Annotated in this window: 23 protein-coding genes, 1 tRNA gene, 1 other RNA gene and 1 pseudogene; 13 read left to right on the top strand and 13 right to left on the bottom strand. The window is 72.7% G+C overall.

Features of this window, described 5'->3' with window-relative positions; genetic code table 11:
* Positions 1-77: 77 nt before the first annotated feature.
* From ASF78_RS19915 to ASF78_RS19900, 4 genes and pseudogenes are all read left to right on the top strand, one after another.
* Complete coding sequence (locus ASF78_RS19915; protein WP_056593672.1) at positions 78-2669, top strand: rhamnogalacturonan lyase; 2592 nt, start codon at positions 78-80, stop codon at positions 2667-2669.
* Positions 2670-2811: 142 nt separating this feature from the next.
* Complete coding sequence (locus ASF78_RS19910; RefSeq protein ID WP_056593669.1) at positions 2812-3366, top strand: PadR family transcriptional regulator; 555 nt, start codon at positions 2812-2814, stop codon at positions 3364-3366.
* Positions 3363-4096, top strand: a pseudogene (locus ASF78_RS19905) (ABC transporter ATP-binding protein). The gene ASF78_RS19910 and the pseudogene ASF78_RS19905 overlap by 4 nt, the downstream one beginning before the upstream one ends.
* Positions 4093-6021, top strand: coding sequence for an FtsX-like permease family protein (locus ASF78_RS19900; RefSeq protein WP_056593665.1), 1929 nt, complete (start codon positions 4093-4095; stop codon positions 6019-6021). Before ASF78_RS19905 ends, ASF78_RS19900 begins: the two are co-directional and overlap by 4 nt.
* 79 nt (positions 6022-6100) lie before the next feature.
* Here ASF78_RS19900 and ASF78_RS19895 read toward each other — a convergent pair whose 3' ends face one another.
* The gene (locus ASF78_RS19895; protein ID WP_056593662.1) at positions 6101-7180 is read right to left on the bottom strand and encodes an acyl-CoA desaturase; all 1080 of its coding nucleotides are present in this window, start codon (positions 7178-7180) and stop codon (positions 6101-6103) included.
* Positions 7181-7316: 136 nt separating this feature from the next.
* On the bottom strand, positions 7317-7520 hold the full coding sequence (locus ASF78_RS19890) for a cold-shock protein (RefSeq protein ID WP_028049733.1): 204 nt from the start codon (positions 7518-7520) through the stop codon (positions 7317-7319).
* Between the two features lie 298 nt (positions 7521-7818).
* On the opposite strand from ASF78_RS19890, the gene ASF78_RS19885 reads away from it, so the two are divergent.
* Both ASF78_RS19885 and ASF78_RS19880 read left to right on the top strand, forming a co-directional pair.
* Positions 7819-8226: a YchJ family protein gene (locus ASF78_RS19885; protein ID WP_056593659.1), complete on the top strand. Its 408-nt coding sequence runs from the start codon at positions 7819-7821 to the stop codon at positions 8224-8226.
* 55 nt (positions 8227-8281) lie between these two features.
* A complete protein-coding gene (locus ASF78_RS19880) occupies positions 8282-9802 on the top strand; it encodes an ATP-dependent DNA ligase (RefSeq protein ID WP_056593658.1) in 1521 nt (506 codons plus the stop codon).
* Between the two features lie 8 nt (positions 9803-9810).
* On the opposite strand, the gene ASF78_RS19875 is transcribed toward ASF78_RS19880, so the two are convergent.
* Positions 9811-10146 carry a hypothetical protein gene (locus ASF78_RS19875; RefSeq protein WP_056593655.1) on the bottom strand — a complete coding sequence of 112 codons (336 nt, stop codon included), beginning with the start codon at positions 10144-10146 and terminating at the stop codon, positions 9811-9813.
* Between the two features lie 167 nt (positions 10147-10313).
* On the opposite strand from ASF78_RS19875, the gene ASF78_RS19870 reads away from it, so the two are divergent.
* Together ASF78_RS19870 and ASF78_RS19865 are read left to right on the top strand one after the other, a co-directional pair.
* Positions 10314-10631, top strand: coding sequence for a DUF2314 domain-containing protein (locus tag ASF78_RS19870; protein ID WP_056593652.1), 318 nt, complete (start codon positions 10314-10316; stop codon positions 10629-10631).
* A 121-nt stretch (positions 10632-10752) separates the two neighbouring features.
* Complete coding sequence (locus ASF78_RS19865; RefSeq protein ID WP_056594091.1) at positions 10753-11964, top strand: TIGR03862 family flavoprotein; 1212 nt, start codon at positions 10753-10755, stop codon at positions 11962-11964.
* 3 nt (positions 11965-11967) lie between these two features.
* On the opposite strand, the gene ASF78_RS19860 is transcribed toward ASF78_RS19865, so the two are convergent.
* The 3 genes from ASF78_RS19860 to ASF78_RS19850 all read right to left on the bottom strand — a co-directional run bounded on the left by ASF78_RS19860 (position 11968) and on the right by ASF78_RS19850 (position 13904).
* Positions 11968-12387 carry a hypothetical protein gene (locus ASF78_RS19860; RefSeq protein ID WP_235518714.1) on the bottom strand — a complete coding sequence of 140 codons (420 nt, stop codon included), beginning with the start codon at positions 12385-12387 and terminating at the stop codon, positions 11968-11970.
* Positions 12388-12552: 165 nt separating this feature from the next.
* Positions 12553-13707 carry a hypothetical protein gene (locus ASF78_RS19855; protein WP_056593649.1) on the bottom strand — a complete coding sequence of 385 codons (1155 nt, stop codon included), beginning with the start codon at positions 13705-13707 and terminating at the stop codon, positions 12553-12555.
* Between the two features lie 112 nt (positions 13708-13819).
* Positions 13820-13904 (bottom strand) — tRNA-Ser (locus ASF78_RS19850).
* 99 nt (positions 13905-14003) lie between these two features.
* Between ASF78_RS19850 and ASF78_RS19845 the strand changes: the two genes are divergently transcribed.
* The 3 genes from ASF78_RS19845 (at position 14004) to ASF78_RS19840 (ending at position 15270) form a co-directional block, all read left to right on the top strand.
* A complete protein-coding gene (locus ASF78_RS19845) occupies positions 14004-14546 on the top strand; it encodes an inositol monophosphatase family protein (protein WP_162243380.1) in 543 nt (180 codons plus the stop codon).
* Positions 14488-14646 (top strand): inositol monophosphatase family protein, encoded by a 159-nt coding sequence (locus tag ASF78_RS22635; RefSeq protein ID WP_369816349.1) that lies wholly within the window; start codon positions 14488-14490, stop codon positions 14644-14646. The genes ASF78_RS19845 and ASF78_RS22635 overlap by 59 nt, the downstream gene beginning before the upstream one ends.
* 69 nt (positions 14647-14715) lie before the next feature.
* A complete protein-coding gene (locus tag ASF78_RS19840; protein ID WP_056593644.1) occupies positions 14716-15270 on the top strand; it encodes a DUF5134 domain-containing protein in 555 nt (184 codons plus the stop codon).
* 1 nt (position 15271) lies between these two features.
* Here the strand turns inward: ASF78_RS19840 and tsaA are convergent, their stop codons facing one another.
* Genes tsaA through ASF78_RS19820 form a run of 4 tightly spaced genes read right to left on the bottom strand, consistent with a single transcriptional unit; the run spans position 15272 to position 19223 of the window.
* Complete coding sequence (tsaA, locus tag ASF78_RS19835) at positions 15272-15682, bottom strand: tRNA (N6-threonylcarbamoyladenosine(37)-N6)-methyltransferase TrmO (RefSeq protein ID WP_056593641.1); 411 nt, start codon at positions 15680-15682, stop codon at positions 15272-15274.
* On the bottom strand, positions 15679-17145 hold the full coding sequence (sthA, locus tag ASF78_RS19830; protein ID WP_082495217.1) for a Si-specific NAD(P)(+) transhydrogenase: 1467 nt from the start codon (positions 17143-17145) through the stop codon (positions 15679-15681). The genes tsaA and sthA overlap by 4 nt, the downstream gene beginning before the upstream one ends.
* A gap of 45 nt (positions 17146-17190) precedes the next feature.
* Positions 17191-18726 carry a PH domain-containing protein gene (locus tag ASF78_RS19825; RefSeq protein ID WP_056593638.1) on the bottom strand — a complete coding sequence of 512 codons (1536 nt, stop codon included), beginning with the start codon at positions 18724-18726 and terminating at the stop codon, positions 17191-17193.
* Positions 18723-19223 carry a PH domain-containing protein gene (locus tag ASF78_RS19820; RefSeq protein WP_056593635.1) on the bottom strand — a complete coding sequence of 167 codons (501 nt, stop codon included), beginning with the start codon at positions 19221-19223 and terminating at the stop codon, positions 18723-18725. The genes ASF78_RS19825 and ASF78_RS19820 overlap by 4 nt, the downstream gene beginning before the upstream one ends.
* An 88-nt stretch (positions 19224-19311) precedes the next feature.
* Between ASF78_RS19820 and ffs the strand changes: the two genes are divergently transcribed.
* Positions 19312-19408: signal recognition particle sRNA small type (gene ffs / locus ASF78_RS22125), an RNA gene on the top strand.
* On the opposite strand, the gene ASF78_RS19815 is transcribed toward ffs, so the two are convergent.
* Complete coding sequence (locus ASF78_RS19815) at positions 19407-19835, bottom strand: Lrp/AsnC family transcriptional regulator (RefSeq protein ID WP_056593632.1); 429 nt, start codon at positions 19833-19835, stop codon at positions 19407-19409. The two genes, ffs and ASF78_RS19815, sit on opposite strands and share 2 nt — an antisense overlap.
* Positions 19836-19913: 78 nt before the next feature.
* On the opposite strand from ASF78_RS19815, the gene ASF78_RS19810 reads away from it, so the two are divergent.
* Positions 19914-20528, top strand: coding sequence for a LysE family transporter (locus ASF78_RS19810; protein WP_162243378.1), 615 nt, complete (start codon positions 19914-19916; stop codon positions 20526-20528).
* Here ASF78_RS19810 and ASF78_RS19805 read toward each other — a convergent pair whose 3' ends face one another.
* Both ASF78_RS19805 and ASF78_RS19800 read right to left on the bottom strand, forming a co-directional pair.
* Entirely contained in the window at positions 20529-20903 is a 375-nt protein-coding gene (locus tag ASF78_RS19805; RefSeq protein WP_056593627.1) for a roadblock/LC7 domain-containing protein, read from the bottom strand.
* Between the two features lie 73 nt (positions 20904-20976).
* A complete protein-coding gene (locus tag ASF78_RS19800) occupies positions 20977-21345 on the bottom strand; it encodes a hypothetical protein (RefSeq protein WP_056593624.1) in 369 nt (122 codons plus the stop codon).
* Positions 21346-21512 lie beyond the last annotated feature (167 nt).

Here is a 21512-nt window from a genome sequence, read left to right as displayed (position 1 = left end):
AGGCGCCCCCGGCTTTCCTCATCGGGAGCAACCCCTTCCCCCGTGGGGGACGCCTAGCCGATTGAAAGGATTCAAGGATGAGTCTGACGCAACGACGAGGACGAACGCTCACGGCGATCGCCGGCTCCGTGGTGCTCGTCGGCACCCTCGCCGCCACCCCCGCCACCGCAGCACCGGCGCCGGCGCACCTCGCCGCGCACGGGCCCACCAAGGGTCCCGACGGCCTCACCCTCGAGCGCCTCGACCGAGGACTCGTCGCCGCCGTCACGCCCCAGGGCGTGTTCCTGACCTGGCGACTGCTCGCCGGCGAGGTCACCGGCGCGACGGCGACCGGACTCGCCGGTCCCGACTTCGCGGTCTACCGCGACGGCACCCTGCTCGGCACGGTCACCGACTCCACGAACTTCGTCGACCCCGCCGGTACGCCGGCCTCGCGCTACCGGGTCGCCGCGGTCGTCGGCGGCGTCGAGGTCGACGGCGCGGAGGCGACCCCGTGGGCGCAGGCGTCGCTCGACATCCCGATGACCAAGCCGGCCGACGGCGTCACCCCCGTGGGCGAGGCCTACACCTACTCCGCGAACGACATGTCCGTGGCCGACGTCGACGGCGACGGCCAGTACGAGTACATCGTCAAGTGGGACCCGTCGAACTCGAAGGACGTCAGCCAGATCGGCTACACCGGCAACGTCTTCGTCGACGCCTACGAGCAGGACGGTACGCAGCTGTGGCGCATCGACCTGGGCGTGAACATCCGCGCCGGCGCGCACTACACGCAGTTCCCCGTCTACGACTACGACGGTGACGGCAAGGCCGAGCTCATGATGAAGACGGCCCCCGGCAGCAAGATCACGACCTACAAGGCCGACGGCTCCGTGGCGAGCGAGAAGTACGTGTCGCTGCCGAAGCGCGACCGTGCCGCGGGTGTCACCGACGCCACCGACTACCGGCTGAGCAAGCAGGGCTACTTCGACCACCTGGTCACCATGCTCCAGGGCTGGAGCAGCCACCCCGAGGTCGTCGCGGGCCGCTGGCCGTCCACCGTCGAGGCGGCGCTCGGCATCGCACCGCAGTACGCCTACCCGCTCTCCACGGAGGATGCGACGGCGCTGGCGAACTACTTCATCGACGTCTATGCGCCCGCCCGCAGCGCGCGCAACGTGCTGCGCAACTTCGAGGGCTTCATCGTCGACGGTCCCGAGTACCTCACGGTGTTCGCGGGAGCCACCGGCAAGGAGCTCCAGACGATCGACTACAAGCCGGGTCGCGGCGACGACGGTCTGCTCTGGGGCGACTACGCGATGGCCCGCATCGAGCCGGGCAACCGCGTCGACCGCTTCCTCGCCGGGGTCGCGTACCTCGACGGGCAGACGCCGTCGGCGATCTTCGCCCGCGGCTACTACACGCGCACCACGCTCGTCGCGTACGACTGGGACGGCAAGAAGCTCAAGGAGCGCTGGTACGTCGACTCGGGCCACGTCCCGCTGACCAACCCGTTCAACGACGGTCCCCACGGCCGCGACGGCACCGACCCGGTCTACGGGAAGATCACGACGCAGGGCTTCCACTCGCTGGCGGCGTCCGACGTGGACGGCGACGGCAAGCAGGAGATCGTCTACGGCGCCGCCACGATCGACGACGACGGCTCCGTCCTGTACTCGTCGTTCGACACGCTGCCCCCCGGCAGTGCCGCACCCGGCGAGGTGGTCCGCCTGGGCCACGGCGACGCGATGCACGTGACGGACATCGACCCGGACCGCCCGGGTCTGGAGATCTACACGGCCCACGAGGGCGGCACGTTCGCGCCCTACGGCATGGCGATGCGCGACGCGAAGACCGGCGAGGTCCTCTTCGGCGTGTACTCCGGGCGGGACACGGGCCGCTCCATGGTCGGTGACGTGCTCCCGGACGTCCGCGGCCGTGAGGTCTGGGCCAGCCTGCCCGGCGGCACGGACTCGCTCGGGCTGTACTCGGCGGCAGGCGTCGTCACCCCGGGTGCCATCCCCGGTACCAACATGAGCATCAAGTGGCTGCCGGACGGCACGACGCAGATCGTCAACGGGTCCGCGGCTCAAGACGTGACGATCGACGACTGGACCCGCGGCCGCCAGCTGACCGCCACGGGGACGCGGTCGAACAACGGCACCAAGGGCAACCCGTCGCTGGTGGCGGACGTCCTGGGCGACTCGCGCGAGGAACTGCTGGTCCGTACCGAGGACTCCACCGCGATCCGGCTCTTCATCAACACCGACCTGAGCCACACGAAGATGTACACGCTCATGCACGACCCGCAGTACCGCGTCGAGGTCGCCCGTCAGCAGACGACCTACAACCAGCCGTCGGACGTGGGCTTCTACCTGGCCTCGGACACGGACTACACGCAGGTGCCGGTGCCGTCGTTCTACGCCCCGGGCAGCATCGACGCGCTGCGTGACGCCACCAAGGCGCAGATATCCTCCGGTGCGGTCAAGGGGGTCGCGGCCGCCGGGCTGCTCGCCGCGGTCGAGGTGGCCGACAAGGCGGCCGACGCCGGCAACGAGAAGATCGCCGTGAAGTCGCTGAAGGCGTACGTGGAGCTCCTCACGCCGCGGACGCGGCTCTCCACCGTCACCCCGGCCGCCCGGGCGATCCTCGGGTACCAGGCCCAGCAGGTGATCTCGATGCTCGACTGAGTATCGAGGGGTCCGCGAGGGCAACGCGCGACCCACAGGGCGCCGGTCGGGGTCACTACCGACCGGCGCCCTTCTGCGTGTCGCTTGACCGTCGACGGGTTACTGCGAAACTTCTAGTTACCGAGTAACTACGGAGGTCGAGATGTCGGTCCGGCAAGGGATGCTCGCGCTGCTCGCGGACGAGCCGATGCACGCCTACCAGCTCCGCCAGCAGTTCGAGCAGCGCACCGGCGGCACCTGGCCGCTCAACATGGGCCAGGTGTCGACGACGCTCGACCGGCTGGTCCGCGACGGCCTCGTCGAGAGCCCGAGCCTGAGCGACGACGTGCCGCAGTACGCGCTCACCGCCGCGGGCCGTGCCGAGCTGGACCGCTGGTGGGGCACCCCCGTCGTGCGCAGCACCCCGTCGCGCGACGAGCTCGCCATCAAGCTCGCGCTCGCCGTGACCGTGCCCGGCGTCGACGTCGTGCGGCTCGTCCAAGCCCAGCGCACCGAGACGCTGCGCGCGCTGCGGGACCTCACCCGCCTCAAGGCGAGCACCGGTCCCGACGACCTCGCGTGGTCGCTCGTGCTGGACAACCTGGTGTTCGCCGCGGAAGCGGAGGTCCGCTGGCTCGACCACGTCGAGGCGCGGGTCACGACCGCTCCGGCCCGACGGAAGGCGCCGGTGCCCGTGCGCGACGAGGTGTCCCGATGAGCCTCGGTCCGGTCCTGGTCACCGCCCGTGGCCTGACCCGCGTGCACGGCACGGGCGCGACCGCCGTCCGCGCGCTCGTCGACGTCGACCTCGACGTCCGGCTCGGCGAGCTGGTCGCCGTCATGGGTCCCTCGGGCTCCGGCAAGTCGACGCTCCTGCACCTGCTGGGCGGTCTCGACGTCCCCACGTCGGGCTCGGTCACCGTCGCGGGGGAGAACCTCGGCGCACTGGGCCGGGCGCACCGCGCGGGGCCCGCCGTCGCGGCATCGGCTACGTGTTCCAGCAGCTCAACCTCGTCCCGTCGCTCACCGCTGCCGAGAACGTGGCGCTGCCGCGGGAGCTCGACGGCGTCCGGCGGGCCGCCGCGCGGGACGAGGCGCTGCAGGCGCTGACCGAGGTGGGCCTCGCTGACGCGGCCGACCGGTTCCCCGCCGAGCTCTCCGGCGGCCAGCAGCAGCGCATCGCGATCGCCCGCGCACTCGTCGGCCCGCGCCGCCTGGTGCTCGCCGACGAGCCGACCGGCGCACTCGACTCGGTGACCGGCGAGGACGTGATGCGGCTGCTCCGGGCGCGGATCGACGCCGGCGCGTGCGGCGTGCTGGTGACCCATGACGCCCGGTACGCGGCCTGGGCGGACCGCACGGTCTTCCTGCGCGACGGACGCCTGGTCGACACGACAGGTGACGCAGGTGGACCCGAGCTCCTCCTGGCGCGGGAGGTCGCCCGGTGAGCGCGCCGGCCGAGGTGCCGCTGGCCGCCCGCTGGGCCGTCGCGCTCCGGCTCGGGCGGCGCGACGCCTCCGCGCACCGGCTCCGGTCGGCCCTGGTCGTCGTGCTCGTCGCCGTCGCGACGGCCGTCGTCGCGCTCCCCGCGGTCATGCTGGCCCGCGCGGTCACCCCGGGGGCCGGCCTGGGGATCAGCGGGACGCGGTTCGGCTTCCTCGCGAGGTTCCAGGTCGATCCCGCGACCCTGACGACGCTCGGCGTCGTGGGCGCGCTCGCCGCAGTGCAGGCGATCCTGCTCATCACCCCGGCGTTCCTGCTGGGGGTGCGTCGCCGGGTGCGGGAGCTGGGAATGCTGTCGGCCGCCGGGGCCCGGCCGTCCGACCTGCGCCGCGCGATCCTGGCACCCGGGCTGATCTGCGGGGTGCTCGGCGCGACGATCGGCGCGGTGGTGGCCTACGTGATCGTGCTCCTCGCGATCCCCGTCGCCACGCCGGGCGAGCCGCTCACTGGCGCCCTGGGGGCGCTCGCCGCGGCACTCTTCGGGACCGCGGTGGCCGTCGCCGCCGCCTGGTACCCCGCGATCGTCGCCATGCGCGACTCCGACCTGGGCGCGCTGCGGGGTGGACGGCTGGAGGGTCCGTCCCACCGCAGCGCGCCCTGGATCCTGCCCGTCGCCCTGCTCGCCGTCGCCGCAGGCGCGTTCCTCGCGGTGCAGGGCGCCACCTCCCGCCCGGTCCAGGTGATCGTCGGCGTGGTGGTCGCGGAGGTCGGCCTGATCGCGGTCGTCGGCGTGCTGCTCGGGCTGGTGGAGCGGCTCCCGGCGCGCCGGGCCGTGACCATGTTCGTCCTGCGCGACGCCGCCCGGCACCGCCTCCGCGTGCTGCCCGCGGTCGCGGCGAGCCTGGCGATGGTCGCCCTCGCGACCTCGGCGATGGTCTACCAGCAGAGCCAGCACGCCCAGGAGGTGAGCCGGTACGTGGCGGCGGCGCCGATCGGGTCGGCGCTGGTGCTCACCGACCTGGACGAATCGGACGACCGCGACGCCCTCGCGGACCGGCTGGCGCTGGCGGGCATCGAGGACGCGACGACGGTCCGGGCCGCGGTCGGTCCGGAGGGGCCGCCCGTGGTCGTGGTCGGCGGTCAGATCTCGGGCGGGTCCCTGCTGCCCAGCCTGGGCCCCCTCGTCGGTGACGCCGCGCTCGCCGAGGCGCTGGGTCTGCCCGCGCAGGCCGGCGCCGACCTGGCTGCGGGTCGCGTCCTGGTCGCTGACGCCGGCGCGATCGACGACGGCGCGGTCCGCCTCAGCGTGCTCGGCAGCTCCACTGAGGCGGTGGTGCAGGCGGCACCCGCGGAGAGCATCGGGCGCTACGCGGCCGTCGTCCTCTCGCAGGATGCCGCCGACACGCTCGGCCTCACGGTCCACGACGTCGGTGTCATCGCGTCGGGCAAGGGCCCGCTCGACGACTGGCAGGTCGCAGTGCTCGGGAACGGGGGCGGAGACGTCGTCGTGATGGACAACGGACCGCCCGCCTTCCAGGACACCGCCACGCTGTACGGGCTGGTCGCGGGCGGCATCGTCGCGGTCCTCCTGGTCACCTGGGTGGTCACCGCGCTCGCCGCGCAGGAGGCGCGCGCCGACCTCGAGACGCTCGAGGCGGTCGGCGCCCCGCCGGGCACCCGCCGACGTGTCGCCGCAGGTCAGGCAGGGCTCGTCGCGACGGCGGGTGCGTGGTGCGGTGTCCCGGCGGGCATCGCCCTGGCGGCCCTGCTGCTCGAGGTCCGGGCGGGGTGGGGTCGGTCCGCCCCGGACGTGGTGATCCCGGGGGTGCCCATGACGGTGCTCCTGGTCGTCCTGCCGATCGTCGTCGCGCTGGTCTCCGCGCTGACGGCGTCGACCAGGGCGGAGCTGTCCCGGCACCCCGACCGCTGACGGGGGTCCCCACGCTCGCGCGCGTGAACGACGAAGCCCCCGCCGTCCATGAGGACGACGGGGGCTTCGGTGACGAACGTCAGACGCGGTAGAGCGCCGTCATCGGGCAGTTGAACGGGTCGCGGTCGGGCTTCCCGACGGTGTTCAGGTACTTCACGATGATCGCGTACGAGCGCGGCAGCGAGACCTGGACGTAGGGGATGTTGTGCTCCCGGCAGTACGCCTCGACGATCGGCTTCGCGCGGCGCAGGGACGGGCGGGGCATCGACGGGAACAGGTGGTGCTCGACCTGGTGGTTGAGCCCGCCCATGAGCACGTCGACCCACTTGCCGCCGCCGATGTTCCGGCTGGTGAGCACCTGGCGGCGCAGGAAGTCGAGACGCGAGTCCTTGGGGATCAGGGGCATGCCCTTGTGGTTCGGGGCGAACGAGGCGCCCATGTAGAACCCGAAGACACCCATCTGCACGGCCAGGAAGACCAGCGCGATCGGCCAGGACATCGTGAGGAAGACGAGGGCGGTCCCGCCGACGAGCCGGACGGTCATCATGACGATCTCGGCGGCGCGGTGCTCGAGCTTCTCGCGTGACGACAGCCGCTTGATGGCGGCGACGTGCAGCGCCAGGCCTTCGAGCAGGAGCAGCGGGAAGAAGAACCAGCCCTGGTGGTTCAGGTACCAGACCGACAGCTTCGACGTCCGCTTCGCGGCCTGGGCGGGCGTGAACGCCAGCGCCTCGATCTCGATGTCGGGGTCGGTGTCGATCTTGTTCGGGTTGGCGTGGTGGCGCGTGTGCTTGCGCTGCCACCAGCCGTGGCTCAGGCCGACGAACAGGTCCGCGAGCACGAGTGACGTCCAGTTGTTGGCGCGCCCGTCGGCGAAGATCTGGCGGTGCGCGGCGTCGTGGCCCAGGAACGCGACCTGCGTGAGGATCACGGCGGCGACGAACGCGACGGCGATCTGCCACCAGGAGTCACCCACGAGGATGATCGTGGCGATCAGGCCGAAGACGGCGACCACGGCGGCGGAGAGCCGCACGGCGTAGTGCGCGGGGCGGCGCTTCATGAGACCGGCGGCCTGGATGGTGCGGGTCAGCTCGGTGAAGTCGCTGACGGCGCGGTCGCGGGGTCGAGTGGGTGTGGCGGTAAGCGTCGGGGAGCTCATGGCGTCCGTCCTGTCGGTCGTGCGAGGTGCGGCGCGAGTGCAGTCGGGATGAGCGGGAGCGAAGGCGCCTGGTCGAGGATGCGACGAGACCCCGGCCGGTAGTCGGCCGGGGTCTCGTGCTCTGGAGCTATGAGGCTCAGAGGGGCGTGATGTTCGACGCCTGCGGGCCCTTCGGGCCCTGCGTGACCTCGAACTGGACCTTCTGGTTCTCCTCGAGCGTGCGGTAGCCGCTCGTCGTGATGGCGCTGTAGTGCGCGAACACGTCGGGGCCGCCGTCCTCGGGGGCGATGAAGCCGAAGCCCTTCTCGGCGTTGAACCACTTCACGGTGCCAACAGGCATGATGTTCTCTTCTCTCACGTGCGGTATGGACAACTCCCGGGTGACCGGGACCGGTATTCACGGTGTTCGTCGTCCGTCTCCGAGGTGGTCCTCGAGAACGTCCTGCCAAGTTTCCTCGGCCGTCATGACAAGCGATTCACTGCGACTACAGGGACAACCGTACGGCACTATGGCTCTGACCGGAACGTGCGACGTGAACTGGTCTGCTCACACTCCCCGCCGCGGAGGAGCTGGGTCCCCTCTGCGAGCCCCCCGGAACGTTGCTAGGTTTCGCCGGGACGACGGGCCGGGAGGATCCATGAGCGAGCACGAGGGCCGCTGTCCGTGCGGGTCGGGGGAGACGTACGTGGAGTGCTGCGGGCGCTACCTCGCCGACGGCCGACGGGCGCCGACGGCCGAGGCGCTGATGCGCTCGCGGTACAGCGGCTTCGCGACACGGGCCACCCACTACCTGCTCGTCACCTGGCACCCGAGCACCCGACCGGACGTGCTCGAGCTGGACGAGGCCATGCTCTGGCACCGGCTGGACGTGCTCCGCACGGATGCCGGCGGCCCGTGGGACGACGCCGGCACGGTCGAGTTCGTCGCCCACTACCGGCTCGACGACGGGACGGCGATCGGCCAGCGCGGCCGGCTGCACGAGACGAGCCGGTTCGTGCGCGAGGACGGTTGCTGGCTGTACGTGGACGGCGGGATCGGCTCGTAGCCCCGACGGGGCGCCCGGCGCGCGGGATGTCGGTGGCGGGCGGCAGGATGCAGGGATGCTGCTGGTCGACCTGGCGACGACGTCGTCCGCCCTCACCACGACGCGGTCGCGGCTGGCGAAGCGCGCGCTGCTGGTCGACCTGCTGCGCCGGACGCCGCCGGAGGACGTCGGGATCGTGTCGCGGTACCTCGGGGGCCAGCTGCGTCAGCGGCGGACCGGGCTGGGCTGGCGCTCGCTGAAGTCGCTGCCGGAACCCGCGACCGACCCGACCCTGACCGTGGTGGGGGTCGATGCCGTCTTCGAGGAGATGTCGCAGCTGGAGGGCCCCGGATCGGTGCTCACCAGGAACGCGCTCGCGGCGGAGCTGTTCGGGGCGGCGACCGCCGACGAGCAGCGCCTGCTCGGCGGGCTGGTCAGCGGAGAGCTCCGGCAGGGGTCCCTCGACGCGCTGCTCCTGGACGCCGTCGCGGAGGCTGCGGCCGTCCCGCCGGAGGTCGTGCGGCGCGCCGCGATGCTCGCCGGCGACACCGAGCCGGTCGCGGTCGCCGCGCTCACGTCACCCGACCCGGAGGCCGCGCTCGCGGCGTTCCAGCTCGCCGTCGGGCGGCCCGTGCGGCCGATGCTGGCGCAGTCGGCGCCGGACGTCGACGGTGCGTGGGCGAGCCTCGGGCCGGGACCGGTGGTCGTCGACTCGAAGCTCGACGGCATCCGGATCCAGGTGCACCGCCAGGGCGACGACGTGCGCGTCTTCACGCGGAGCCTCGACGACATCACCACCCGGGTGCCGGAGATCGTCGCGGCGGTCCGGGCGATGCCCGCGTCGGACCTCGTGCTCGATGGCGAGGCGCTCGCGGTCGGCCCCGACGGACGCCCACGACCGTTCCAGGAGACGGCGGCGCGCTCCGCGACGAAGGACGCCGAGGTCGCCGCGGTGACCACCCTGACCCCGTTCTTCTTCGACGCCCTGCACGTCGACGGCACGGACCTGCTCGACGCGCCGCTGCTGCGCCGTCTGGACGCGCTCGACGCCGTGGCAGGTCCGTCGGTGGTGCACCGCCTGGTCACGGCGGACGTGGACGAGGCGCGCGCCTACTTCGCCGACGTGGTGCGCGCCGGGCAGGAGGGCGTCGTCATCAAGGCGGCCGACGCCCCCTACGAGGCCGGGCGCCGCGGAGCCGCGTGGATCAAGGTCAAGCCGCGCAACACCCTCGACCTGGTGGTGCTGGCCGTCGAGCGCGGATCCGGGCGGCGGCAGGGGACGCTGTCGAACATCCACCTCGGGGCGCGCGACGGCGACGGGTTCGTGATGCTCGGCAAGACGTTCAAGGGCATGACCGACGCGATGCTGGCCTGGCAGACGGAGCGGTTCACCGAGCTCTCGACGGGCGACGACGGCTGGGTGGTGACGGTGCGGCCCGAGCAGGTGGTCGAGATCGCGTTCGACGGGCTGCAGCGGTCCACCCGCTACCCCGGCGGCGTCGCCCTGCGCTTCGCGCGCGTGCTGCGCTACCGCGACGACAAGACCGCGGCCGAGGCGGACACGATCGAGACCGTGCTGGCGATGCGCGCGACGTGACGGGCCGGTCAGTCGTCGTCGACGGCCACGTCCGTGATCTGCCACGGGTCGCCGGGTCCAGCACGACGGGCGAGGGTCCCGGGTGGCATCCGTGCCAGTTCCGCGATGGAGCTGTTCCACTCGATGGCGTGCCAGATGTGGGTGGCGACGGAGGCCCCCGGCGGGTTGGGGTCCGAGACGCCGTCGCCGATCGCCCAGGTGCCGTCGTGGTCGTGGAGCACCTCGCGGGCGGGCGAGGTGCCGTCGAGCACGGTGCGCTGCACGACGGCGCCCAGGGCGTCGGGGAACCGGTCACCCTCGAACGGGAACGGCAGGTACCGGAACATCTCGCCGTGGCTCGCCATCGCCCCAGCGTCTCAGAGGAGGGTGTCGGGCGTCGTGCTCCTGGGCTCGCGCCGCGGTCCCCGACCACACGGCGCCCGGTCCTGCTGCCAGGCCGTGACAGGGTGAGGGCCATGGACGCACCGACGGCTGCGGGCGACGAGTCGGTCCGCGCGGACGCGGACGCGTTGTGAGCCTGTTCCGGCGGCGGACCGGGTGGACGCTGGCCGACGCCGTCGCGCGGCACACGGCAGCGCCGGACACCTTCCGGGTCCCGAGCGGCGAGGCGACCGCGGCCGTGCGGGTGGGCGACCGGGTCAAGCTGCTCGTCGAGCCGCAGACCGGGCTCGCCGAGCGGCTGTGGGTCCGGGTGACGACCGTCGGCGAGGAGTCGCTGGAGGGGACGCTGGCGTCCGACCCGGTCGAGCTGCGCGGGCTGCACGCGGGCGACCCGGTGCAGTTCGAGCGCAGGCACATCGTCGCGATCAGCCGACCGACCGGCCCCTGAGGCCGGCGGTCCCCGCCCTCCAGCGCAGCCGGCCGTCGCCCCGTGCTTGACTGCCCGCCATGCGGCGCAACCGGTCGACCCATCGGTGCGGCCACCCGTCGACCGTCGTGCGGACCCGCCGATGACGACCGCGACGGTGGTCGGGGGTGGACCAGCCGGGCTGATGGCGGCCGAGGTCCTGGCCCGTGCGGGGGTCGCGGTGACGGTCCACGACCGGATGCCGTCGCCGGCCCGCAAGTTCCTGCTGGCCGGTCACGGGGGGCTGAACCTCACGCACAGCGAGGACCGGGACGCGTTCCTGGCCCGGTACGGGAGCTCCGCCGAGCGGCTCGCGCCGATGCTGGAGGTGTTCGGCCCGCAGGACCTGCGCGACTGGTGCGCCGGCCTGGGGGAGGCGACGTTCGTCGGGTCGAGCGGGCGCGTGTTCCCGCGGTCGTTCCGCGCGACGCCGCTGGTCCGGGCGTGGTTTTCGCGGCTGGCGGACCTCGGGGTGCGCATCGAGCGGCGGTCCCGCTGGACGGGATGGGCCGACGGGGGGCTCTCGTTCGCCGATGTCGACGGCCGGCAGACCGATGTCTCCGGCGACGTGACCGTGTTCGCGCTCGGCGGTGCGTCGTGGCCGCGGCTCGGCTCGGACGGTGGCTGGGTCGAACCGTTCGCCGACCGAGGCATCGCCGTGGCGGCGCTGCGACCGGCGAACGTCGGGCTGCGCGTCGACTGGACCGACAGATTCGCCGACGGTTTCGAGGGGTCGCCGCTCAAGCACGTCGCGCTGTCGGTCCGGGGCCGCCCCGGTCCTGGGGGGCGCGGTGACGCGATGGTCACGAGGTCGGGGATCGAGGGTGGGCCGGTCTACGCGATCGGGTCCACCATCCGCGACGCCCTCGACGCCGGGGAGTGCGTCCTGGAGGTCGACCTGCGGCCCGCGCTGACGGTCGAGCAGCTCACCGAGCGCCTGCTGCGCCGCCGCCCGAAGGACTCCGCGTCGAACTGGTTGCGTCGGACCCTCGCGCTGGACCGGGTCGGGATCGCGCTGCTCCGGGAGTCGGCGTCGGGAGTCCTGCCGACCGACCCTGCGGTGATGGCCACCCTGGTCAAGGCGGTCCCGGTCACGGTGTCCGCGACGATGCCGATCGAGAAGGCGATCTCCACGGCCGGCGGCATCGCGTGGTCGGAGGTCGACGACGCGCTGATGCTCCGCAGGATGCCCGGCACCTTCGTCGCGGGGGAGATGCTCGACTGGGAGGCACCGACGGGCGGCTACCTGCTGCAGGCGTCGTTCAGCACCGGGGTCGTCGCGGCGCGCGGTGCGCTGGCGTGGCTGGAGCGCTGAGGTTCAGCCGCACTCGTCGCAGATGCCCGTCGCCGGGAGCGTCATGAAGCACGTGGGGCAGGTCGCCGACGGTGCCTCCCGCACCGCGGTCGCCCGCGCGACCGGTGTGCGCGGTGCCCGCGGCGCTCGCGCGGCACGCACCGGCGCCGGCCGGACGGCGACCGCCGGCTCGGTCACGTCGAAACCCCGCTTGCGCAGGATCGCGACCGCGCCGTCCGTGCTGCTGCCGAACTCCTCGGAGGTCGCGAGCCGGCCGGTCGCGAACCGGTGCGCGACCCCGACGACCGCCCTCAGGTCGTAGCTGTGGCCCTCGTGGACGACCGCGTAGCCGGGGAGCGGCTCGAAGCCGTAGACGTCGAGGAAGCCGGTGCTGCCGCGGGAGTCGTACTCGGCGATCGCCTGCAGGACGTTCTGTCTCGACACGGAGGAGAAGGTGGCCACGACGACGAGCCTACGTCGGGTGTCCGAGCGGCTCGCGGTCGGGCGGCTGATCGGAGCGGGCGCCACGTCGGGCGCAGCAGCAGCTCTCCGTCGACGTTCCGCCACGGCAGCGGTTCTCGTCAACGCGCTGGCAGGCGACTCGCCAGATCACGACTCGTTGTCGAACCACGCCTCGCACACGAGGTGAACCTGAGCTGAGCCGAACACGTACACGTCGACCGTGTCGACATCGTCGATGAACCAGCCGAGCCGGACGGTGCCCATCGTGGTGTCAACAAGGACTCCGTCCTCCTCGTCCGGCGGCGCTGTTGCGACGACGGCGACGACGGCTCGCCCGATCGGACCGGAGAGGTCGCCGCGGAGGGCGCGGCCCAGGTGCTTGGCGAACGGTTCCCAGTCGCCCAGGTCGAGCGACGTCGACCATTCAGCGGCGCTCTGCGCAAGCGGCTCGACCTCTCGGCGGCCGAGAGCAGTCTCGAGGCGCTTGCGAGCCGCTGCGTGCCTCTTCGTCGTGTCGGCGACCGTCCTCTCGTGCAGCCATGAGACCCACGGCATCTCGGCCGTACCGACCGACACAGCGAGGTGGTCCTGAGTCGTCGGCAGCGCCGGGTTGGGCCGCATGTATGTGAACGCCTGCTCGCCGAAGAGGTCGCGGAGCTCGGCCTCGTGTCGCAGGGTCGACTCGGGATCGGTGACCCATGGCACCTCGGAGGTCTGCACGAGAACGCCGCCGTTGGAGAGAACCCGAGCGCCCTTCATGCCTGCGAGCGCGGGGCGACTCGCGAGGAACGCCGGTCCGAAGTAGTTGAGCCAGAACACGCCCGGGAGCCAGGCCTCGATCGCGCCGGCGGCCTGGGGGACAGGAGAGTCGGCGGCGAGGTAGCCGTAGGCCGCGTCGATCGCGAGAGAGAGGTCCTCGAAGAGCCCCGACGCCTCGGTCACAGTCGCTGTTGCGGCCGCGGCCTCATGCAGCCAGTGCTGCCTCAGGTGATGACCGGAGAGGAGGTACTCCCACTCGCCGTTCTCACGAGATCCGACCCAACCTCCGCGGCCGGGGAGCAGCACGATCTCGCCCCCTTCGAAGTCATCGCCGTTGTTGCGCCGCACGGTCGACCACTCGACCGGGAGGCCACGCTCGGTGATGACAGCTTCGAGCGACGAACCGACGGCGATCCGTGCCGGATCGCCACCGACCTTGACCGGTCGTAGAGCCGGGTGTGCATCGAAGGCACGGCCAACCGCTTGCGCGCGTTCCAGGCTCATGTCGGCGAAGGAGACCAGGTCGAGGCGGATTCCGGGCACGGCGGAAGTGTGTCAGTTCATGCGCGGGGACTGGTGCTGGAGTGCGAACGGTGCCGACGCACGACGAAGGGCCCGTCACCCACATCGCTGCGGTGACGGGCCCTTCGGTGCGCGGAGGATGGGGGATTCGAACCCCCGAGGGCTTTCACCCAACACGCTTTCCAAGCGTGCGCCATAGGCCACTAGGCGAATCCTCCCGGCCGACAGAGGATACCCGACCGAGGACGTGGGACCGAACCGGCTGTCGGCACCTGACGTTCGCCTCCGCGTCGCTCGGGAGGGAGAGGATGCGCACCATGACGTCTCTCCCCGCCTCCGACCGGCAGCACGACCTGGACCTGGCGCTCAGCGCTGTCGATGCGGGGCTCGCCGTCGTCCGAGGGGCCGACGACCGGGCGGTCCTGCGGCTCAAGGGCCCGAACGATCTGGTCACGGCCGTCGACCTGGCGACGGAGGACGCCGTCGTGCGCACGCTGCGAGAGGGGTCACCGCTCCCGGTCCAGGGCGAGGAGGGCTCGCCGCAGGAGGACGCGGACGACCGGTGGGTGGTCGACCCGATCGACGGGACAGCGAACTTCGTCGCCGGTCTGCCGCTCGTGGCGTGCACGCTGGCCCGCCTCTCGGGCGGTGAGCCGGTGGTGGGCGTCACTGCCGACGTGACCACCGGAGAGGTCGTGTGGGGTGCGTACGGCGCCGGGACGTGGCGTCGGGCGGCCGGGCGCGACGTGCGGGTGTCGACCGTCGGCGTCGCTGGCGTTCGGGAACGCGGCCTGGGACGTCGTGGCGGGTGTCGTGCTGGTCCGAGAGGCGGGCGGGGTCGTCATGGATGCGCGGGGTGAGCCCTGGTCGCTCGCGTCCGACTCGATCCTCGCGGCGGCGTCGCCCGAGATCGCCGACGCGATGGTCGCCGCCGTCGCGCGTGGCCTCGCGGCGGTCTGACCGGCAGGTCGGGTTCCCGCCGACGAGTTCCGGAGTGTCGAGATCCGTCGTCGCGCGCGTCATGCAGTCATGCCCACAACGTCAGTCGTCACCGTCGCGCTCCTCGTCTCCACCGGGGTCGCGTTCGCGCTGGGGGTCGTCGGCTGCTCCCGCCGGACCGTCCGGCAGTGGGTAGGGCACGGCGTCATGGGGTGCGCAATGGTGGCCATGGTCGTGCCCTCCCGGGACCCGGTCGGCCCCGCGATGTGGGCGGTCGTCCTCGGGTGCGTGCTCCTGTGGACCGCGGCGGCTGCGCTGCGCGAGCGCGTGGCGGGGGACGTCCCGGGACCGTCTGCTCTCGAGTCGGCGCGGGAGGTCGTCGAGCTGGGACTCATGGTCGTGCTGGTCCTGGTCATGCCGGCGGTGCACGGTCGGGGTGCCGTGCTCCCGGCCGGACACCACGGCGAGCACGCCGCCGACGTCCGCACGCTCGTGCTGACGGTGCTGGCCGGGTGGTTGACGGCTGCCGTGGTGCTGCACGTGCGCGTGGCGTCGGCGGGCTCGCGTCACGCCCACCGCACTCCTGCGGCGGTCGGCGGGTCGGTCGTGGCGGTGGGCACGATGGCCGCGATGGCCGCCATGTGACTCACCGTTCGTCGACGGCCCCGAGCACAGGCTTGATGTCGACGACCGGTGTCCCGTCGACCGCCTCGCAGCCGGACACGTGCAGGCGCAGACCGTCGACGCGCAGGAGCCGGACCCGGTGCAGGCCGATCGGGTTGGGCCGGTCGGGGGAGCGCGTCGAGAAGATGCCGGTCACGGGCCGGGTGAGGTCGCCGCGGGGGTGGACCGCCAGGAGAGAACGGTCGGCGAGGTGGAACCAGGTGAGCAGGAGGAGGTCGTCGCCGGGGTGCAGGTCGGCGGCTGCGGCGGCGACCGACGGGTCGAGCTCGACGACGACGTCGGGTGCGCCCTCGTCGCCCTGCCGGACGGCGTCGGACAGGTCGGTGACCGTGCTGCGCACCCAGCCGACCGGCCGGAGCTCGGTGGCGCTCACAGGCTGAACCGCGCGACCTGACGGATCTTGTTGGTCGCATCCAGGGCGGCCACCTTGTAGGCCTCGGACAGCGTCGGGTAGTTCAGGACCGTGTCGACGAGGTAGTCGACGGTGCCGCCGCACGCCATGATCGCCTGCCCGATGTGCACGAGGTCGGTGGCGGACGTCCCGAAGATGTGGACGCCGAGCAGCTCGCGCGTCTCGGTGTGGACCAGGAGCTTGAGCATCCCGTAGGAGTCGCCGACGATCTGCCCGCGGGCGAGCTCGCGGTACCGCGCGACCCCGACCTCGTAGGGGACCGCCTCGGTGGTGAGCTCCTCCTCCGTACGGCCGCAGTAGGAGATCTCCGGGATCGTGTAGATGCCGATGGGCTGCACGGACTGGAGCTCGCGGGCGGGCTCGTCGAACGCGTGGTACGCCGCGAGTCGACCCTGGTCCATGCTCGTCGCCGCGAGCGCGGGGAACCCGATGACGTCACCGACGGCGAAGATGTTCGAGACCTCGGTGCGGTACTGGTCGTCGACGGCGATCCGCCCGCGGGAGTCGGCCGACAGGCCCGCCGCCTCCAGGTTCAGCGCATCCGTCTGGCCCTGCCGGCCGGCGGAGTACATGACGGCGTCGGCGGCGATCCGCTTGCCGGACGCCAGCCGGGTCACGGTGCCGTGGGTGTTGCTGTCGACGCCGGACACCTCCTCGCCGAACCGGAACGACACCGACAGGTCCCGCAGGTGGAACTTCAGCGACTCGGCGACCTCCGGGTCGCACATCTCGAGCATCGCGGGGCGCTTGTCGATGACGGTGACGCGGGTGCCCAGCGCCGCGAACATCGACGCGTACTCGATGCCGATGATCCCGGCACCGACGACCACCATCGAGTTCGGCACGCGCTCGAGGGCGAGCACGCCGTCGGAGTCGAGGACCGTGCGCTCGTCGAACTGGACGGTCGTCGGCCGGTGCGGCTTCGACCCGGTGGCGATGACGACGAAGCGTGCCGTGACCTGGGTGCGTCGGATGCCGTCGTCGTCGAGGACGCCGAGCGTGTGCGCGTCGAGGAACGAGCCGGTGCCGCTGAGGATGTCGATGTGGTTGCGCAGCAGCTGGGCGCGGATGGCCTCGTGCTCGCGGCCGATCACGTGCTGGGTGCGCGCGAACAGGTCCTCCATCGTGATGTCGGACTTCACGCGGTAGCTCGCGCCGTACACCTCGCGCTGCGCCATGCCCGTCAGGTACATGACCGCCTCGCGCAGGGTCTTGCTCGGGATGGTGCCGGTGTTCGTCGAGACGCCGCCCATCATGTGCCGACGCTCGATGATGGCGACCTTGTGGCCCAGCTTCGCGGCGGCGATCGCGGCCTTCTGCCCGCCCGGGCCGGTGCCGACGACCACGAGGTCGTAGTCGTACCGGGCGTCGGTCGCGCCCTCGGGCGCGGAGGGGTTCTCACCGGGAACACCGTCAGTCGCCATGGAGGCAGTCTGCCGACAAAGAGGTCCCGGCGAGAGTCGAGGAGGTCACGCCCCGGTGAACGTCACGACGCTCGACTCGGCGGTCAGGGCGGCCGCGAGCACGGTGGCGTCACCGACCGCCACGTCGACGGCGCGGTACGCCTGCTCCCCGGCGGCCGTCGTCGCGACGAGGTGGGCGAGCCCGAGCCAGCGCTGCACGGGACTCTGGGTGACGTTCGCCCCCGAGATGCCGCGGACCTCGAGGACGTCCGTGCGCCGGATCACGACCCCGCGCCGCAGGTAGAGGTGGTCGTCGACGAGGGCGTGGCCCAGGGCGCGGTAGGCGGCTCGCCCGGCGAGCACGCACAGGGGCAGGAGCGCGACGGGCACCGCGAGCAGCCACGCAGGCCAGCCCCACAGTGCGGTCCCGAGTGCGACGAGGCCGGCGACGACGGCGTCGGCGATCAGCCAGCGGGCCACCGCGCGCCGACGCGCAGCCGGCGGGTGCGTGACCAGCCGGACGGTGCCGTCGTCGAGCGACTGCAGCAGACGGCTGCCCAGCAGCGTGTCGCCGAGGCGGACCGCCTCGTCGTGCGTGGTGGTCGGCAGCAGAGCGGCGGACTCGTTCATCGTCTGCCGCAGGCTGACGCCGGTCATCACCGGGCGGGCGAGCCCGCCACCGAAGAGGCGCACGAGCGGTGAGCTGGTCAGGGTCACCCCGCGCATCCGGGCCCGGTCGGCGGTGAAGGAGCGTGTCGTCAGCAGCCCGCGGGACGCCACGAACGTGCCGCCGGGCTCGCGGACGAGCCGGTAGCCCCACCAGCCGGTCACGAACGTCACGGCCCCGGCGACGGTGCCGACGAGCAGGAACACCACCAGGCCGACGACGGCGGCGAACACGCCCAGCGCGGTCGCGGCCGCCGCCACCCCGTTCGTGAGCCAGTCCCCGCGCCCGATCGCGGACGCCATGCCGAACAGGGTCCCGCCGACGGACAGTGCGCCCACCAGGAGCCACACCCCCGACATCGCGTAGACGATCCAGGCCCAGCGCAGCTCGACGACGGTTCCGTCGTCCCGGACGGGCTGCTCGACGGTCGCCGGAGGGCTCGCGAGCTCCGCCTCGTTGGCCAGCCGGGAGCGCAGGGCAGCGGCGACGGGTGCGCGCAGGCCCGCGAGCGCCACACCCGAGGTCGGGTCGGACATCAGGTTGCTGCCCGTCCCGACGGTCAGCACGGCCAGACCGAGCAGCCGGTGGATGAGGGGCGAGGTGATGTCGACGGTTCGGATGCGGTGCAGGGGGACCGAGTGCGCGGAGCGCACGAGCAGCCCCTTGCGGACCTGCAGCTCGCCGGGGGTGATCCGGTACCGGACCTTGAGGTACTTCAGCGCCTCGTTGGCGGGGTGGACGAGCGCGACCGCGGCGAGGACGGCCACGGTGACGCGTGCGGCGGTGTCGTCCTGGTCGAAGAACCACCAGGCCAGCGCAGCGGGGACGAGCCGGACGAGCGCCCCGAGGAACGCGGCGAGCACGATCCGCACGTCGAGCCGCTCCCACGGGACCTCGGTCGTCGGCTCGCGCGTGGGGTCCGACGGGGTGCTCATGTCGCGTCGCCCCGGGTGCTCTCGGTCGCTGTCGTGAGGGCTGCGACGAGGTCGTCGGCGACGGTCGCGTCGAGTCCCTGGATCACGATCGCGCCCTGTGCCGACGCGGTCGTGACCGACACCGCCGCCAGCCCGAACGCCTGGTGCAGCACGTTGCGCTTGGCCTCGACGGTCTGCACGCGGGACAGGGGTGCGATCCGCCACTCCCGGCCCCACCACCCGGTCCGGGAGTACACGGCGGTCTCGGTCGCCTCCCAGCGGTGGGTGCGGTACCGCAGCCAGGGTGCGACCAGGACCTGCGGGAGCACGAGGAGCGCGACGAGCCCGCCGATGCCGAGGAACCACGGACGGACCGGCTCCCAGAGCAGCGCCGGCACGACCGCGACGACGACCACGGTGACGAGGCTGATCAGGCCGGAGGTGAGCCAGTAGCGGACCGCCCGGGGGTCGACCTGGTGGCGTGGTGGGCGGGGCGGGGTGCCGGCCGGCGTGGTCATCGGGGTCCTCGAGGTGGGGGCCATGACTGCCCAACGTCAGCAGACCCGGGCCGGTTCCGGGCACCCGCGGGGCTGGGTTAGGCTTTTCCCCGACCCCTCGTGCGGCGTCATCTCGCTGAACTCCCCCAGGGCCGGAAGGCAGCAAGGGCAGGTGAGCTCTGGCGGGTGTGCGGGGGGTCCTTTCTATGCCCGCAGCGCGAGGCGCGTGAACGTCTGCCCGGCACCGGCCTCGCGCTTCAGGCGCCGGACGAGCAGGTCGAGCGCCGCCGGGTCCGCCACCACGGCGTGCAGCAGGTAGTCGTAGGAGCCGGTGACGTGCACGGCGTCCAGCACCTGCGCGAACCCGCGGCTGAGCGCGGCCGTGAAGATCTCGTTGGTGGTGCCGTCGGCGAGGCGCACCTCGATGAACACCTCCAGGCCCGACGGCAGCCCACCCGGTGCCGACGCGGCCGTGACGACGGTGAACCCCCGGATGGTCCCGGTCTCGACGAGCCGGCGGACGCGCTGGGCCGCGGCGTTGGCGCTCAACCCGACGCGGGCACCGAGCTCGCGGTAGGGCAACCGCGCATCTACGGTCAGCTCGCGGAGGATGGCCTCGTCGATGGCGTCCACACGGTGATCATCGCAGTCTCGCGGTGCTATCCGCAGCACCGGCGTGACCCGGTCCCGTCCACCGTCGAGGCTGGACGGGTGTCCTCACCTCTCCTGCTCGGTGTGCTGGCCGGCCTGGCGGTGGCCGTGCCGGTCGGTCCGGTCGGCGTCCTGCTGCTGCGGACCGGTGTGGTCGACGGTCTGCGGGTGGCGGTCGGCGCGGCGTTCGGCGTCGCCACGGTGGACCTCGCGTACGCCGTGGTGGCGGTCGCCGTCGGCACGCCCGTCAGCCGTGCGCTGGGTGAGCACGCCACGCTCGTGCGCGGCATCGGCGCGGCCGTGCTGGTCGTGGTCGGCGCCGTGGGGCTCGTCGCCTCGGCCCGAGCCGCCCACCGCCCGCCGTCGGACCTCCCGGCGGGTGATCGCCTGTCACCCGTGGGTGCCTACGCGCGCTTCGTCGGGCTCACCGTGATCAACCCGTCGACCGCGGTCACGTTCACGACGGTGGCGGTCGGGCTTGCGCTGGGGGTCAGCGGGACGGCGTCGGTCGCCGCCTTCGTCGTGGGTGCGGGCGTCGCGTCGCTCGCCTGGCAGCTGCTGCTCGCGGTCGCCAGCGGCGTCGTCGGGCACCGGCTCCCCMCCCGCGCGCGGGTGGTCGCCTCGGTCGTCGGGGCGGGCGCGGTCGTCCTGGCCGGGGTCGCGATGCTCGTCTGATCAGGCCGACGCGCCGACCGTCGCCGTGACCCGGGCGAGGACACGCCCGAGCAGGACGAGGTTGACGTCCGGGGCGCAGGTCACCACCAGCACGTGCAGGTCGTCGAGGGGTTGCGCGACGACGGTCGCCTCCCGGCCGCGGACCGTGATCGCGTCGATCGACCCCGTCGCCAGCGCGGTGCCGGTCCGGCGGGCGTAGGAGACCGTCCCGGCGACGGCGGCCGCCACGGCGTCGGGCCCCTCGCCGGCCGGGTCGTCGCCGGGGTCGTCGAAGAACGGACGGCCGTCGGTGCGCACGACGCTCACGCGACGGATGCCGTCCAGGTCCCGTCGGACGCTCGCGGCGATCTGCAGGGCATGCTGCCGGACGATCACGGGAACCTCTTCGGAGCTCGGGGACGAGACGGGCCGCGGTGGTGCCCGCGCGACCCGCGCGGGCGTCCGCGGGTCAGATCGTGAGGGTGCGCTCGAGGTTCGACAGCTGGCGGCGGGCGAGGGCGAGGTTGGCGCGGCCCTTGTCCAGCACCAGATAGAGGAACAGCCCGCTGCCGTCCGCGCCCTGGAGCAGCCGGATCAGGTGGTACTGCTGGCCGAGCGTGATGAGGATGTCCTCGATGCTGTCGTCGAGGCCGAGCGCGGCCATCGTGCGGAGCTTGGCCCGGATGACCTCGGTGTTGCCGGCCGCGGCGACGTCGAGGTCGATCCCGGTGCCCAGGTGCCCGAGGGACATGCCGCTCTCGTAGTCGACGAGGGCGACGGCGGTCGCACCGTCGATCTCGAGCGCGCTGGCGAGGGTCTGGTCGAGGGTCGTGCTCATGGGTGGGCCTGCTTCCGGTCGGTCGGGTGGCTGCGCCGGGCTCCGTCGATCGGCATGTCACGACCGTACGATCTGGTTGAACCTTCATCCATCGGAGATGCGGTCTTCGGGATGGTTCGCACGATGACTTCGCCCACCCCGTCACCCGTCCGGCGTAGACGTCCCGC

The sequence above is a fragment of the Cellulomonas sp. Leaf334 genome, from assembly GCF_001424195.1.
Lineage (GTDB): Bacteria > Actinomycetota > Actinomycetes > Actinomycetales > Cellulomonadaceae > Cellulomonas.
Note: the sequence above shows the minus strand (reverse complement) of the source record. Positions and strands in the feature narration are given on the sequence as shown.